Origin of the sequence: Nocardioides sp. (assembly GCF_044226765.1) — a bacterium.
Taxonomy (GTDB): domain Bacteria; phylum Actinomycetota; class Actinomycetes; order Propionibacteriales; family Nocardioidaceae; genus Nocardioides.
The window spans coordinates 168,811-184,236 of the sequence record NZ_JBGAGJ010000006.1 but is presented as its reverse complement, the minus strand read 5'-3'; the positions used below and the strand labels follow the sequence as shown (position 1 = coordinate 184,236).

Sequence of the window (15,426 nt, the reverse complement as noted above, 5' to 3'; positions counted from 1 at the left end):
GCACAGTGAGATGGGCAGTGGGACGGGCACAGTGCGATGGACACAGTGGGATGGGCACAGTGCGATGGGCAGTGCGATGGGCACAGTGGGACCACGAGAGCGGAGGGCGCAGATGGCAGACCGGACCGTGCTGATGGTCGGGACCCGCAAGGGCCTGTGGATCGGGACCTCGGACGAGTCATGTCGGGACTGGGACTTCACCGGCCCCCACTTCGACATGGAGGAGGTCTACTCCTGCCTGGTCGACAAGCGCGGGTCGGCGCCTCGGCTCCTCGCGGGCACGTCGTCACCCTGGCTGGGTCCGCAGGTCCGTCGTTCCGACGACCTCGGCGCCACCTGGGCGGACACCCCGAACGGGGCCGTCCGGTTCCCCGACGACACCGGCGCCACCGTCGAGCGCGTCTGGCAGCTCGTCCCGGGCGCCGAGGACGGCGTGGTGTACGCCGGCACCGAGCCGGCTGCGGTCTGGCGCTCGACCGACGGCGGCGAGACCTTCGCGCTCGAGCGGGCGCTGTGGGACCACCCCCACCGGCCGGAGTGGAACGCCGGCTTCGGTGGCCAGGCCTTCCACACCGTGCTCCCGCACCCGGGCGACCCGCTCTCGGTGACGGCGGCGCTCAGCACCGGGGGCGTCTACCAGACCTCCGACGGCGGCCGGACGTGGGAGCCGCGCAACCACGGCATCCGCGCGGAGTTCCTGCCGGAGGGCCAGCAGTACCCGGAGTTCGGGCAGTGCGTGCACAAGGTGACCCGCCACCCCTCGCGCCCCGACCGGCTCTACCTGCAGAACCACGGCGGCGTCTACCGCTCCGACGACCACGGGGCCACCTGGTCCTCGATCGCAGACGGCCTGCCCGCCGACTTCGGCTTCCCGATCGTGGTCCACCCCCACGAGCCGGACACCGTCCACGTGTTCCCCATCAGCGGCGGCGACGGCCGCTACCCACCCGAGGCCAAGGCCCGGGTGTGGCGCTCCCGCGACGCCGGCGACCACTGGGAGGAGCTCGGCGACGGCCTGCCCGACGCCTTCTACGTCGCCGTGATGCGCGATGCCATGTGCGCCGACGACCACGAGCGGGCCGGACTGTACTTCGGTGCCCGCAACGGCTCGGTCTGGGGCTCGGCCGACGAGGGCGACACCTGGCACCAGGTCGTCTGCGACCTCCCGGACGTGATGTGCGTTCGGGCGGCCGCCCTGTAGCCGCTCAGGTGGACTGCAGGGTCTCCTCCTCGACCTCCGACTCGTGGAGGGAGTCCTCGATGTGCTGCTCGATCTCCTCGCGCGGCAGAGGGAACCGCAGCGCGAGCGCGTAGATCAGGCCGGAGAACACGAAGAGGACGGGGATCGCGGTCCCGAAGCCGAGCACGCCCAGGTTGCCCGCGGCCGGCTCGGGGTAGCTGCCCACCCACGAGATCACCAGCAGGCCGACCAGCCACGGCACCACCCAGCTGGCGCCCGAGCGCAGGTCCAGCTTGGGGGTGTCCTGGCCCAGCAGGTGGTAGACGGGGAGCAGCACGAAGCCGATGGCGACCGCGACCGCCAGCTTCCACACGATGTCCCAGCCCGACCAGTAGACGATCAGGTTGGACGCCCAGAAGGCGAGGAACGGCAGCACGTGCCCGCCCGGGACCCGGAACGGCCGCTCGGCCTCGGGGAGCCGCTTGCGGAGCGCGGCCAGCACGAGCGGGCCGGAGGCGAAGGAGAGCACGGTGGCCGAGGTGATGAACCCGACCAGCTGCTGCCAGCTGGGGAACGGGAGGAAGACGATGAGCCCGACGACGAAGGTGACCAGGAGCGAGATGAACGGCACCCCCCGGTTCGTGGTGCGGGCCAGCGCCTTCGGCGCGTTGCCGTTGCGAGCCATCGCGTAGGAGATCCGCGACGTCACCGTCGTGTAGATCAGGCCGGTGTCACCGGGGGAGACGATCGCGTCGATGTAGAGCAGGATGGCCAGCCACCCCATGCCGAGCAGCGTGGCGACGGCGGCGAGCGGCCCGAAGTCGTTCTCGAAGCTCAGCTGCGCCCACCCGCCGGAGTCGCTGATCACGCTCGGCGGCAGGGCTCCGATGAACGCGACCTGGAGCGCGATGTAGATCAGCCCGGTGATCACCACGGAGCCGACGACCGCGATCGGCACGTTGCGGCGCGGGTTGTCGGTCTCGCCCGCCAGCTCGATGCCCTGGCGGAAGCCCAGGTAGGAGAACACGATCCCCGACGTGGCGATCGCGGTGAAGACGCCGTGCCACCCCTCGGGCCTGAAGCCGTGGCTGGTGAAGTTCTCGGTGTGGAAGGCGGACAGCAGGAAGGCGGCCACCACGAGCAGGATGATGAAGATCTTCCATCCCACGAGCACGTTGTTGATCCGCGCGAACCACCGGATGCCGAAGTAGTTCACGACCACGAACAGCGCCATCAGCACCACCGCGGCGGCGTAGCCCAGGGCGGTGAGGGTGTGCACGATCTCGCCGTTGACGGTGTGCTCGGACGTGAACGGTGCGTACTTGGTGGCGTACTGCAAGGCCGCCATCACCTCGATGGGTGCGGTGGTCGCCACCGCCACCCAGGTGATCCACCCGGCGCTGTAGCTGGCGAACGAGCCGAACGCCAGGTGGGGGAAGCGGACGACTCCACCCGAGAGCGGAAACATCGTGCCGAGCTCGGCGTACACGAGCGCGATCAGCAGGATCATCACGCCGCCGAGCGCCCAGGAGATGATCGCGGCCGGTCCGGCCTGCTGGGCGGCGTTGAGGGCGCCGAAGAGCCACCCGGAGCCGATGATGGACCCGACGCTGGCGAAGAGCAGGCCGACGATGCCGACGTGCCGCCGGAGCTTGGTCCCCTCGCCCTGGCTGTGCCCGCGTGCCTGCGTGGCGGTGGTCATGGCGGTCCTCCGAGATCCGAGACGAGACGGGCTCTCCGTTCGTGCCCGACCCCACGGCGCGCCAAACGTCGCCGGACCGGTCAGACAGGCGGTCCGACCGTCGGGGACTCCAGGAGCTGCGCCGGGATCTCGCCGGTCGCGTCGGTGAGGTCGTCGTGCGGGTGGATCGGCTCGGGCACGCCCGCGGTGATCGTGCTGCCGTCGGCGCGCTGACCGCCGACGATCGGCCGGTCGCCGAGCAGGCCGTCGATGCGCTCACCCTGGTCGGGCAGGTCCACCCGCACGGGTGCGCCCGGGCGGACGACGTACGCCGACCCGCGCACGGTGAGCGGGACCTCCCCGTCCCCGTCGACGACCTGGAACGAGACGGACCCCTCGACGAGCGATACGAGGATCCGCGTCCCGCGCCAGCACAGCCGGAACGTCAGGCTGTCCCAGGTGGCGGGCAGGCGCGGGTCGAAGCTGAGCCGGCCGTCGTGGTCGCGCATCCCGCCGAACCCGAAGACCAGTGCGCTCCAGACACCACCGGTGGAGGCCACGTGCAGTCCGTCGACGGTGTTGTCGTGCAGGTTCATCAGGTCCACGTAGAGCGACTCGTGGAAGTAGTGCAGCGCGGCCTCGTGGTAGCCCACCTCCGCGGCGATCACCGACTGCACCACGGCCGACAACGTCGAGTCGCCGGTGGTGATCGGGTCGTAGTACTCGAAGTCCGCGCGCTTCTCCTCCACGGTGAACCGGTCGCCCTGCAAGAAGAGGGCGAGCACGACGTCGGCCTGCTTGAGCACCTGGAAGCGGTAGATCACGAGCGGGTGGTAGTGCAGCAGCAGCGGGCGCAGCTCGTCGGGCGTCTGCGAGAGGTCCCAGACCTCGCGGTCCAGGAAGTAGTCGTCCTGCGGGTGGATCCCGAGGCCCTCGTCGTAGGGGATGGTCATCCCGTCGGCGCACCGCTGCCACTCCTCGACCTCCTCCGGGTCGAGGTGGAGCCGCGCGGTCACCCGGACGTGCTCCTCGGGATGGTGCTCGCGGATGAACGCGATCGCCGCGGCCGCCTGCTCGAGGTTGAAGCGGGCCATCACGTTGGTGAAGAGGTTGTTGTTGACGACGGTCGTGTACTCGTCGGGCCCGGTGACACCGTGGATGTGGAACGTCGGCTCGCCGTTGCTGCGCCAGAAGCCCAGGTCCGCCCACATCCGGGCGGTCTCGACCAGGATGTCGATGCCCTCGCGCACCAGGAACCCGTCGTCGCCGGTCGCCCGGACGTACTTCATCAGCGCGTAGGCGACGTCGGCGTCGATGTGCACCTGCGCCGAGCCCGCGGCGTAGTACGCCGACGCCTCCTCGCCGCTGATGGTCCGCCAGGGGAACATCGCGCCGCTCTGGGCCATCTCCCGGGCACGCTCGCGCGCGGCCGGCAGCATCAGCGACCGGAAGTGCAGGGCGTTGCGTGCCACCTCGGGCTGGGTGTAGGTGAGGAAGGGCACGACGTAGATCTCGGTGTCCCAGAAGTAGTGGCCCTCGTAGCCCGACCCGGTCACCCCCTTCGCCGGCACGCCCAGACCGTCGATCCGGCCGGTGGCCTGGGCGAGGCTGAAGAGGTTGAACCGCACCGCCTGCTGGACCGCGGCGTGCTCGGGTCCGTCGCCGCCGATCTCGACGTCCGCGCCGGCCCAGAAGTCGGCGTACCACGCCCGCTGGTCCTCGAGGTAGTGCTCGGCGCCGTGCCGCTTGGCCCGGTCCAGGGTGCGGTCGCACCGGTCGGAGAGCTCACGCACGGGGACGCCGCGCGAGCTGTGGTAGGTCACCGTCTTGACCAGTCGCATCGTCGTGCCGCGGGTCGCGTCGACCCGGAACACCTGCTTGGCCTGGTCCTCGTCGGCACGGGCGACGAGCTCGTACTCGTCGGTGGTCTCGAGGTGGTGGTCCGCCGCGACCGCCAGCGTCATCCCGGAGTGGGCGCACTGGTAGCCCAGCAGCATCCGCTCCTCGGTGGCGTAGCTCATCCGCGGCAGGAGGACGCGCTCACCGAAGACCGCGGCCTTGCGCGGGTCGATGGTCGCGGCGCTCGCGTCCTGCGGCATCCGGTACTCGTCCATCCCGTCCTGGCGGTTGAGGATCTGGGAGGAGATCACGAGGGGGGCGTCGCCGGTGAGCACCTCGATCTCCAGCGTCATGATCGCCAGGTGCCGCTGGGTCATCGAGACCATCCGGGTGGAGTCGATCCGCACCCGCTTGCCCGACGGCGTGCGCCAGACGAGGTGCCGGCGCAGCACGCCGTCGCGGAAGTCGAGCCGGCGCTCGTAGTGCTCGAGGTCGGCCGTCTCGAACATCAGAGGCTCGTCCTCGACGTAGATCTTGAGGACCTTGGTGTCCGGGGCGTTCACGATCGTCTGGCCGGTGCGGGCGAACCCGAAGGCGGCCTCGGCGTGCCGGATCGGCCAGGTCTCGTGCAGCCCGTTGACGAACGTGCCATGGGCGTAGGCCGGCCGTCCCTCCTCGGGGTTGCCGCGCATCCCGAGGTAGCCGTTGGCGACGGTGAACAGCGTCTCGGTCACGCCCAGGTCGTCGGGCCGGTAGCCGGTCTCCACCAGCGCCCACGGGTCGGTCGGGAAACGCCCCCGGTTGAGCGGGTCGGGGCCCACCGCCGGCCGGCTCACGCGGCCTCGTCCGGGACGAGCTCGGCCAGGTCGGAGACCACGATCCCCGCACCCGCCTCGCGCAGCACGTCGGCGCCGGCGCCGCGGTCGACGCCGACGACGAGCCCGAAGCCGCCGGCAGCACCGGCGCGGACGCCGGAGACCGCGTCCTCCAGCACCACCGACCGGTCCGCGGCACCCCCGAGCACCTGCGCGGCGTGGAGGAACGTGTCCGGCGCCGGCTTGCCGGCCAGCCCCAGCTCGGTGGCGACCCGCCCGCTGACGACGGTCCGGAACCGGTCGAGCAGCCCGGCCGCCTCGAGCACCGCGGGGGCGTTGGCCGACGAGGAGACGACGCCCATCGGCACGCCGACCCGGTCGAGGTGGTCGAGCAGGCGCACGGAGCCGGGGTAGGCCGTGACGCCGTCGCGCGCGAGCACGGCGTTGAAGGCGTCGTTCTTGCGGTTGCCCAGGCCGCACACGGTGTCCACGTCCGGCGCGTCGTCCGGACTGCCATCGGGGAGCTCGATGCCGCGCGCGGAGAGCAGGTCGCGGACGCCGTCGTACCGCGGCTTGCCGTCGACGTGGGCGAAGTAGTCGGCCTCGGTGTACGGCGTCGTGTCACCGCCCCCGTCCCAGGAGCCCAGGAACGCGTTGAACATCTCCGACCAGGCGCGCATGTGCACCTCGGCGGTCGGGGTGATGACCCCGTCGAGGTCGAACAGCACGGCGTCGTAGTCCTGCCACGTCACGGTCACGAGCACCAAGGCTAGGACGTGTTGGCCCCGGGACCGGCCAGAACCCAGGTGACGGCACGCGACGGGTCGGGCTCCGCGACGCACGAGGTGCCGGTGTGCACCGTGTCGCGCAGCAGCCTGGCGACCGCCGGGTCGTGCCGTTCGACCCGCGCCACGGCGGCGGCGATCGTCTTGCGCACCGCGGTCCGGGCGCGCTCGCCGGTGGCGCCGGGTCGTCGGTCGCGCCCACCGAGTCCGGTCGCGTGGGCGAGCTCCTCGACCAGGGCGGAGCGCTCGAGGGTCGCTCGCTCGGACCGGGCGGGGTCGGCGCACCTGTCCGCCTCCTCGATCTCCGCGTCCAGGTCGGCGAGCCGGTCACGGTAGGCCCGTCGAGCCTGATCGTCGAGCACCGGCCCCAGGTCCCCCTCTCGCGGCCCTCCGGCGATCCCGGCCAGGTCCGCCGCGGGGACGGCCACGCCGGGACGCTCGAGCAGGCGGTGCAGGTGGTGGAGCCCGCGCAGGTCGGGCAGTTCGAACGTCGCACCAGCGCGGCCGACGGTCCAGGTCTCGCCGCGGCCGGGGTGGAGGTGGACGACCAGGTGGTCCGTTGGGGCGGCGGGGGGTGGAGCGCCGAGCCGGTCGGCCCACCACGCCGCCCCGATCCGTCGGTACGCCGCGAGAGCGGCCGAGCGCCGTGCGGCGTCGGACGTCACCCGGGCCAGTGCGTCGTCGACGACCCCGTGGAACGAGACGGCAGCGGCGTTGACGACGGCCCGGCCGCTGTAGGGCGCCAGGACGTCGGCGCACTCCGCGGCGAGCTCGGTCCGCTGGGTGGCCGTCGCGACGTACGCGGTGCACGTGACCGTCAGCAGGAGGTCGACGTCCGCCGGCAGGTCGACGGGACGGGGGAGCCGGTCGACGACGTCGCCGGCACGGCCGGCGTCGCCGGCGTCGAGCCACAGCACCGCCGCCTCGGCGAGTACCGACGCGATGCCCTCCGCGGCACCGAAGGACTCGAACGCGGCGGCCTCGACGCGCAGTGCCTCGACATCGTGCCGCTGCCGCGCCAGGTCCGCGGCGAGGCTGTGGAGGACCGCGTCGACGTCGGGCTCGCTGATCGAGCGGCCCGCCTCGACGACCTGCTCGAGCAGCGTGACGGCACGGTCGAGCTCACCGACGACGAGCGCCTGCATGGCGAGCCGGGAGCGGACGTAGAAGCTGACCCGTGCCGATCCGGCCTCGGCCTCGAGCAGCTCGAGCGCGCGCAGCTGGCGGCCGACCGCGACGACGTCGAGGCACTCCCACGCCGTCGTGAGCCGCCACAGGTGGGCGGTCAGCCGGGTGGCGGGGTCCGCGAGGTGCGCGCTGACGGCCTCGAGGCGGGCGGCCAGGAGGACCCGGTCGGTGAAGTCGTCCGGTCCCCAGTGCGCGAGGAGCGCGGCGTCGAGCACGTCGGCGGTCAGCACGGGGTCGTCGACCTCCTCGGCGAGGTCCTGCGCCTCCGCCGCGAACTCGGCGCCGCGCTCGGCCTCGCCGCCGTACACCCAGGCTCGTGCCAGCCCGGCCAGCAGCCGGGCCCGGGTGCGGTCGTCCGGGGCGGCGAGCAGCGCCTCGTGGAGGTACGCCGGCAGCTCGCCCGGGTGGGTGCCGAACCCCTGGGCCTGGGGGAGCGCGAGGGCGGCCTCCGCCAGCTGCGCGGGGTCGCCGGACGCGCGGGCCTCCCGGAACGCAGCGACCAGCTGCGCACGCCTGCCGGACATGGGGCGAGTATCCCGCCGTTCGCGGGGTCAGGGCCGGGGCAGGGTGACGGCGTCTCGGTGCCGGGCGACGGTCGCCTCGTCCCAGTCGCCGGTGCAGTAGACGGAGATCTGGGTGACGACGCCGTCGGTGACGTCGCACCGCATCAGCTCGCGGCAGTACCAGGTCTGGCCCCGGTCCTCCCACTCCTCCTCGACCTCGAGGAGGAACCCGGTACTCGTCTCGTCCAGCCGGGTCCGCGGCACCCGGCCGCTCCCGGGATGACCGTTGCGGCGCAGCTGGACGCCGGCGTCCCGGCCCTCGGCCTGGAGGCGCCACAGCGGCATGGTGAAGTCGGTGAAGAGGTCGTCGGCGAAGAGCCCCTCGGGCGGGGTGTTGGTCTCGAGGAACCGGACCAGCCTGGCGGCGAGCTCGTGGGTGGTCCGACTGGGCTGCGTGGTGGTGGAGGTGGTCATGCCCTCCAGGCGTGACCCGTCAGGTCACATCGTGACCTCGGCCCCTGCGGGGCCGGGTCCGGCACTACTCTTCGGGGCATGACCGGCCCCGACATCAAGCCCCGATCCCGCGACGTCACCGACGGTCTCGAGCGGGCCGCCGCGCGCGGGATGCTGCGCGCGGTCGGCATGGGTGACGACGACTGGGAGAAGCCGCAGATCGGCGTGGCGTCGAGCTGGAACGAGATCACCCCGTGCAACCTGTCCCTGCAGCGCCTGGCCCAGGCGGTGAAGAACGGCGTGCACGCCGCGGGCGGCTACCCGCTGGAGTTCGGCACCATCTCGGTCTCCGACGGCATCTCGATGGGTCACGAGGGCATGCACTTCTCGCTGGTCTCCCGGGAGGTGATCGCGGACTCGGTGGAGACCGTGATGAACGCCGAGCGCCTCGACGGGTCGGTGCTGCTCGCCGGCTGCGACAAGTCGCTGCCGGGCATGATGATGGCGGCCGCACGGCTGGACCTGGCCAGCGTGTTCCTGTACGCCGGCTCGATCATGCCGGGGCAGGTCGACGGCAACGACGTGACGATCATCGACGCCTTCGAGGCCGTCGGCGCCTGCCTGGCCGGCAAGATCACGCGTGCGGAGGTCGACCGCATCGAGCGGGCGATCTGTCCGGGCGAGGGGGCGTGCGGCGGCATGTACACCGCCAACACGATGGCCGCGGTGGCCGAGGCGATCGGCATGTCGCTGCCGGGGTCGGCCGCCCCGCCGGCGGTGGACCGGCGGCGCGACGGCTTCGCGCACCGCTCGGGTGAGGCGGTCGTCAACCTGCTGCGCCAGGGCATCACGGCGCGACAGATCATGACGAAGGAGGCCTTCGAGAACGCCATCACCGTCGTGATGGCGCTCGGTGGCTCGACCAACGCGGTGCTCCACCTGCTGGCGATGGCCCGCGAGGCCGAGGTCGACCTGACGATCGACGACTTCAACCGGGTCGGCGACAAGGTCCCGCACCTCGCCGACCTCAAGCCGTTCGGCCGCTACGTGATGAACGACGTGGACAAGATCGGCGGCATCCCGGTCGTCATGAAGGCGCTGCTCGACGCGGGCCTGATGCACGGCGACTGCCTCACCGTGACGGGCCGGACGATGGCCGAGAACCTCGCCGAGCTGTCGCCGCCCGACCTCGACGACGACGTGATCCGCAGGCTCGACCGGCCGATCCACCGCACGGGTGGGCTGACCATCCTCAAGGGCTCCCTGGCCCCCGAGGGCGCCGTGGTCAAGACGGCCGGCTTCGACGACTCCGTGTTCACCGGCACCGCGCGGGTCTTCGACGGCGAGCGCGCCGCGATGGACGCCCTCGAGGAGGGGCGCATCCAGCCTCGCGACGTGGTCGTGATCCGCTACGAGGGCCCCAAGGGCGGCCCGGGCATGCGCGAGATGCTCGCGATCACCGGGGCGATCAAGGGCGCCGGGCTCGGCAAGGACGTCCTGCTCATCACCGACGGCCGCTTCTCCGGCGGCACCACCGGGCTGTGCGTCGGGCACATCGCGCCGGAGGCCGTCGACGGCGGCCCGATCGCGTTCGTCCGTGACGGCGACACCATCACCCTCGACGTGGCGAACCGGCTGCTCGAGGTGGAGGTCGCCGACGCCGCGGAGTGGGAGCAGCGCACGGTCGGCTGGGAGCCGCTGCCGCCGAAGTACACCCGCGGGGTGCTCGGCAAGTACGCCAAGGTGGTCCAGTCCGCCGCCCACGGCGCCATCACCAGCTGACCGGGCGGGCACCCGCGCGCCTGGCCGGACCGGTCCGGCTCTGCCCGTTTGCACCAACCCGCCGCTCGAAGTTCTCTACGATGACCGGGCCTCACCCCCGGAGGGACTTCCATGATTCGACGCGTCCTGATCGCGCTGGCACTCGTCGTGGCCACGCTCGCCCTGGCGCCGGTGGGACCGGCGGCAGCCGTCGGCTTCACCGTCGACAGCAACGGTGACGCCCCTGACGCCAACCTCGCGGACCCGGCGTGCGCCACGGCCGCGAACGTCTGCACCCTGCGGGCCGCCATCATGCAGGCCAACGCCACCGCAGGCACCGACGTCGTCACCGTGCCCGCGATGACGATCGAGCTGGGATCGGCGCTGACCCTCTCCACCAACGTCACCCTGCGCGGTGCCGGAGCCCGCAAGACGATCCTGCACGCGACCGGGGGCGCGCACGCCATGCTCCTGGTCAGCTCCGGGATCGCCGTCGTCTCAGGTGTGACCGTCACCGGCGCGACCGGCGGCGGCGCGCTGGCGGTCAACCAGAGCGGCGGCGACCTGACCCTGAAGGCGGTCAGGGTCACGAAGAACATCGCGTCGGCGGCCGGCGCAGCGTACGGCCCGGTCTACTCGGTCAACGGCACCTTGACGGTGCGCGACTCCGAGATCAGCGGCAACAGCACGACGAGCACGAGCTCGAGCGCCTGGGGCGGGGGGCTGTCGCTCTACGGCAGCACCGTGACCGTCCTCAACACCACGATCGCCGGCAACAGCGCCGTAGGCGCGTCCGGCCAGGGTGCACTCGGCGGAGGCGTCTGGGCCGGGTTGAACAGCAACGTCACGATCACGTCGTCGACCGTCGCCGGCAACACCGTGTCGTCCACGAGCGCGTACGGCGCCGGGATCTACCAGAACAGCGGCGGGTCCGGCAGCACCGAGGTGAAGGACTCCATCGTCGCCCTGCCACTGGGCGCCACCAGCTGCACCGGAGGTGTCGGCTCGAAGATGCCGGTCTTCCTCGGCCGCAACCTGCTCGACGACACCAGCTGTGGCGCTGCCGGAGCCACCCGCACCATCGCGCCTGCGGGCCTCACCGCGCTGGCCGACAACGGTGGTCAGACGAACACGCGGGCGCCCGCCCCGGGCAGCCCGGCGATCAACGCCGCGTCCACCTGCGCGACGCCGGCCGACCAGCGCGGCCAGGCCCGTCCGGTCGCCGGCGCGTGCGACCTCGGCGCCGTGGAGCTGGGCTCGGACCGGAGAGCGGCGGTGTCGGTGTCCAACCGGAGTCCGCTCGCCGGATCGGACATCATCGCGACTGCGACCGCCCGCAACAACGGACTCGACCGCAGCACCGGCACCGTGCTCACCGTGACCGCGTCCCGAGCGAGGGTGCTGTCGGCGACCGCGACGAGGGGATCGTGCAAGGTGTCCGGCGGCAAGGCGACCTGCAAGCTCGGCACGGTCGCCGGGGGCACGTCCGTGAAGGTGCTGCTGGGCCTGCGGATGCCCTCGTCCGGGACCGTCACCGTCCGAGCGACGATGAGCGGCAAGCAGCCCGACCCGGTGAGGGCGAACAACTCGGCCGCGACCAGGGCCGTGGTGCGCCGGGTCCGCTGACGGTCCGGGTGCGCTCAGCCGGCGATCACGAACGCCAGGCGGTGTGACTCGCCCGGCTGGAGGACGACGAGGTCGGTGCCGTTGCGGAACGCGTCCGGGGGGCAGCTGGTCGGCTCGATGGCGACCGCGCCCCGGTGCGGCTCGACGGTGTCACTGGTGTAGACGTGCAGCCACTGGCAGCCCTCGCCCAGCCGCAGCGTCACCTCCCGGCCGGTTCCGGGGTCGCGCACGCTCGCGGTGTCCCCGGTGAGACCGCCGAAGGGATGGTCCAGGACCAGGTCCCCGATCACGCGCGGCTGGCGGAAGTCGTACGGCGTGCCCTCGACCGGCCGCGCCTCGCCGGGCAGCTGGCGGTCGTCCATGGGGCACCAGGTGCTCGCCGGAAGGGTGAGCTCGAGTCCGTCGACCGGCCGGCCGAGCGTGAAGTACGGGTGGTGGCCCGAGCCGTAGGGTGCCGGCGTCGCCCCGACGTTGGTGCCCGTGATCGTCACGTGGACACCGTCGTCGCGCAGGTGGTAGTCGACCCCGAGGTCGAGCGCGAACGGGTACCCGGTGCGCGGGACCAGCTCGTGCCGCAGCACGGCGCGCGAGGCATCGGGGTGGTGCACCTCCCAGTGCGTCCAGCCGGCCAGCCCGTGCAGCGCGTTGCCGCGCTCGGGCTCGGTGAGGGCGAGCTGGTGGGTCGCACCGGCGAAGTCGTAGCGGCCGTCCCCGACGCGGTTGGGCCACGGCTGCAGCACCCAGCCGCGGTAGTCCGGGCAGATCTCGCCAGCCGGCCACCCGGACAGCAGCTCCTGGCCGTCGTGGGAGAGCGAGCGCAGCGCCGCGCCCACGCCGACCACCTCGGCCGCCCAGGGTCCGTGCCGGAGGAGGAGGGTGTGTCCGGAGGGCTCGCGCATGCCGTCACCCTGACACAATCGCGGCATGCCGCTCGTCGCCGGGATCGACTCCTCCACCCAGTCCTGCAAGGTCGTCGTCTGCGACGCCGCGTCCGGTGCCCAGGTGCGGGCAGGGAGCGCGCCGCACCCCGAGGGCACCGAGGTGCACCCCGACCACTGGTGGGACGCCCTGCAGCAGGCGATCGCCGCGGCGGGCGGGCTCCACGACGTCGCCGCGGTCGCCGTCGGCGGCCAGCAGCACGGCATGGTCTGCCTCGACGAGGCCGGCGCGGTGGTGCGGCCGGCGCTGCTGTGGAACGACACCCGCTCCGCGCCGGCCGCCCTCGACCTGATCGCCGAGCTCGGCGGTCCGCAGTTGTGGGTCGACGCGGTCGGGCTGGTGCCCGTCGCGTCGTTCACCGTCACCAAGCTGCGCTGGCTGCGCGACCACGAGCCCGAGCACGCGGCGCGCACGGCGGCGGTGTGCCTGCCGCACGACTGGCTGACCTGGCGGCTCGCCGGTGCCGTCGGGCTCGACACCCTCGTCACGGACCGCGGTGACGCCAGCGGCACCGGCTACTGGTCCCCGACGACGGGGGAGTACCGCCGCGACCTGCTCGAGCTCGGGCTCGGCCACGACGCGGTCCTGCCCCGGGTCCTCGGTCCGGCCGAGCGCGCCGGCACGACCCCCGCCGGCCAGGTGCTCGGCCCCGGCACGGGCGACAACGCCGCCGCGGCGCTGGGCCTCGGCGCCACCAGCGGCGACGTCGTCTTGTCCATCGGCACGTCGGGCGTCGCCTGCGCGGTGGCGGACCGGCCGGTCGGCGACCCGACGGGCGCGGTGGCGGGGTTCGCCGACGCGACCGGGCGCTACCTGCCGCTGGTCGCCACGATGAACGCGGCGCGGGTCCTCGACGCCGCCGCGCGGATGGTCGGCACCGACCACGCCGGGCTCTCGGACCTGGCGCTCTCCGCCCCGGCAGGAGCCGGCGGCATGGTCCTGGTGCCCTACCTCGAGGGCGAGCGCACTCCCAACAAGCCCGACGCCACCGGGGCGCTGCACGGGCTGCGGCTCGAGACTGCCAACCCGGCGTACCTCGCCCGAGCCGCCGTCGAGGGCATGCTCTGCGGCCTCGCGGACGGCCTCGACGCCGTCCGCTCGCTCGGCACACCCGTCGAGCGGGTGGTGATGGTCGGCGGGGCCGCGCGCTCGCGCGCGGTGCGCGAGATCGCGTCGGCCGTCCTGGGGCTGCCGGTCACCGTGCCGCAGCCGGGGGAGTACGTCGCCCGCGGGGCCGCCCGGCAGGCCGCCTGGGTGCTGGCCGGCACCGCGTCCCCACCGGACTGGCCGCTGGCCGACGTCGTCGAGACCGAGGTGCCGCCCACGCCGGCGGTGCGCCAGCGGTACGCCGAGGTGCGCGACCTGACGGCGGTGCGGCCATGACGGCCCGGGGCGCCACGCTCGACGAGCGCGACCCGCTGGCGTCGTACCGCGACCGCTTCGTCGGCGCCGGGACCCCGCTGGTCTACTTCGACGGCAACTCCCTGGGCCGACCGCTGGCGGTGACCGGGCCGCGGCTGGCACGGTTCGTCGAGGAGGAGTGGGGCGGCCGACTCATCCGCGGCTGGGACGAGCGGTGGTTCGACCTCCCGCGCACCATCGGAGACGAGCTCGGCCGGGTGGTCCTCGGGGCCGCTGCGGGCCAGACCGCGATCGGGGACTCCACGACGGTCCTGCTCTACAAGCTGATGCGCGCGGCCGTCGCCGCGCGGCCCGGCCGCACCGAGATCGTCATCGACCGCGACAACTTCCCGACCGACCGCTACGTCGCCGCCGGCATCGCGGAGGAGTGCGGTCTCACGCTGCGGTGGATCGACGTCGACCTCGCCGCCGGGGTGACCGCCGACCAGCTCGCCGCCGTCGTCGGCGAGCAGACCGCGCTCGTCGTCGTCTCCCAGGTCGCCTACCGCTCCGCCTGGCTGGCCGACGTCCCCGAGCTCACCCGGATCGCCCACGACGCGGGTGCGCTCGTGCTGTGGGACCTGTGCCACTCCGCCGGCTCGGTCGAGGTGGAGCTGGACGCGTGGGGAGTCGACCTCGCGGTCGGGTGCAGCTACAAGTACCTCAACGGCGGGCCGGGCGCGCCGGCCTACTGCTACGTCGCCCGCCGGCACCTGGACACCCTCACCCAGCCGATCCAGGGCTGGATGGGCGCGGTCGACCCGTTCCTGATGGGACCGACCTACACCCCGGCCTCCGGCATCCGGCGTTTCCTGTCCGGCACGCCGCCGATCGTCGGGATGCTCGCGGTGCAGGACATGCTCGAGCTGGTCGACGAGGCCGGCATGGCGGCGGTGCGGGCCAAGTCGGTCGCGCTCACGTCGTACGCCGTCGAGGTGGCCGACGACCTGCTCGCCGACCGCGGCGTGGTGCTCGCGTCGCCCCGGGACCCCGCCCTGCGCGGCGGCCACGTCACCCTCAAGCACCCGCTGATGCGCGAGGTCACCGCGGCGCTCTGGGAGCGCGACGTGATCCCCGACTACCGCGACCCCGGCGGGCTCCGGATCGGCCTGTCGCCGCTCTCGACCTCGTTCGCCGAGGTGGAGCAGGGTCTCGTCGCCGTCCGCGACACACTCGCCGGGCTGACGGGCTGACGGGCTGACGGGCTGACGGGCTGACGGGCTGACGGGCTGCTCGTGCCTCTCACGCCCTGCCC

11 protein-coding genes are annotated in these 15,426 nt (G+C 73.0%); 5 read left to right on the top strand and 6 right to left on the bottom strand.

Translation table 11 applies throughout. The features are described from left to right. Positions 1-112: 112 nt before the first annotated feature. Entirely contained in the window at positions 113-1,201 is a 1,089-nt protein-coding gene (locus tag ACILRH_RS14525) for a WD40/YVTN/BNR-like repeat-containing protein (RefSeq protein WP_395694411.1), read from the top strand. 4 nt (positions 1,202-1,205) lie between these two features. Here the strand turns inward: ACILRH_RS14525 and ACILRH_RS14520 are convergent, their stop codons facing one another. The 5 genes from ACILRH_RS14520 to ACILRH_RS14500 form a co-directional block, all read right to left on the bottom strand. After that, positions 1,206-2,882 (bottom strand): APC family permease, encoded by a 1,677-nt coding sequence (locus ACILRH_RS14520; protein WP_395694410.1) that lies wholly within the window; start codon positions 2,880-2,882, stop codon positions 1,206-1,208. 80 nt (positions 2,883-2,962) lie between these two features. Continuing rightward, entirely contained in the window at positions 2,963-5,536 is a 2,574-nt protein-coding gene (locus tag ACILRH_RS14515; protein WP_395694408.1) for a glycoside hydrolase family 65 protein, read from the bottom strand. Beyond that, positions 5,533-6,267, bottom strand: a complete 735-nt coding sequence (locus ACILRH_RS14510) for an HAD family hydrolase (protein ID WP_395694549.1) — start codon at positions 6,265-6,267, stop codon at positions 5,533-5,535. Before ACILRH_RS14510 ends, ACILRH_RS14515 begins: the two co-directional genes overlap by 4 nt. Positions 6,268-6,284: 17 nt before the next feature. Further along, positions 6,285-8,012 (bottom strand): hypothetical protein, encoded by a 1,728-nt coding sequence (locus ACILRH_RS14505; protein WP_395694406.1) that lies wholly within the window; start codon positions 8,010-8,012, stop codon positions 6,285-6,287. Between the two features lie 27 nt (positions 8,013-8,039). Next, positions 8,040-8,465, bottom strand: coding sequence for a hypothetical protein (locus ACILRH_RS14500; protein WP_395694404.1), 426 nt, complete (start codon positions 8,463-8,465; stop codon positions 8,040-8,042). A gap of 78 nt (positions 8,466-8,543) precedes the next feature. Here ACILRH_RS14500 and ilvD point away from each other — a divergent pair, with 78 nt between their 5' ends. Beyond that, positions 8,544-10,226, top strand: coding sequence for a dihydroxy-acid dehydratase (gene ilvD / locus ACILRH_RS14495; RefSeq protein WP_395694402.1), 1,683 nt, complete (start codon positions 8,544-8,546; stop codon positions 10,224-10,226). Positions 10,227-10,337: 111 nt separating this feature from the next. Then, positions 10,338-11,831, top strand: coding sequence for a choice-of-anchor Q domain-containing protein (locus ACILRH_RS14490; RefSeq protein ID WP_395694401.1), 1,494 nt, complete (start codon positions 10,338-10,340; stop codon positions 11,829-11,831). A gap of 14 nt (positions 11,832-11,845) precedes the next feature. Here ACILRH_RS14490 and ACILRH_RS14485 read toward each other — a convergent pair whose 3' ends face one another. After that, on the bottom strand, positions 11,846-12,730 hold the full coding sequence (locus tag ACILRH_RS14485) for an aldose 1-epimerase family protein (protein ID WP_395694399.1): 885 nt from the start codon (positions 12,728-12,730) through the stop codon (positions 11,846-11,848). A gap of 25 nt (positions 12,731-12,755) precedes the next feature. Here ACILRH_RS14485 and xylB point away from each other — a divergent pair, with 25 nt between their 5' ends. After that, the gene (xylB, locus tag ACILRH_RS14480; RefSeq protein ID WP_395694398.1) at positions 12,756-14,153 is read left to right on the top strand and encodes a xylulokinase; all 1,398 of its coding nucleotides are present in this window, start codon (positions 12,756-12,758) and stop codon (positions 14,151-14,153) included. Next, positions 14,150-15,364, top strand: a complete 1,215-nt coding sequence (locus tag ACILRH_RS14475; protein ID WP_395694396.1) for a kynureninase — start codon at positions 14,150-14,152, stop codon at positions 15,362-15,364. The genes xylB and ACILRH_RS14475 overlap by 4 nt, the downstream gene beginning before the upstream one ends. Positions 15,365-15,426 lie beyond the last annotated feature (62 nt).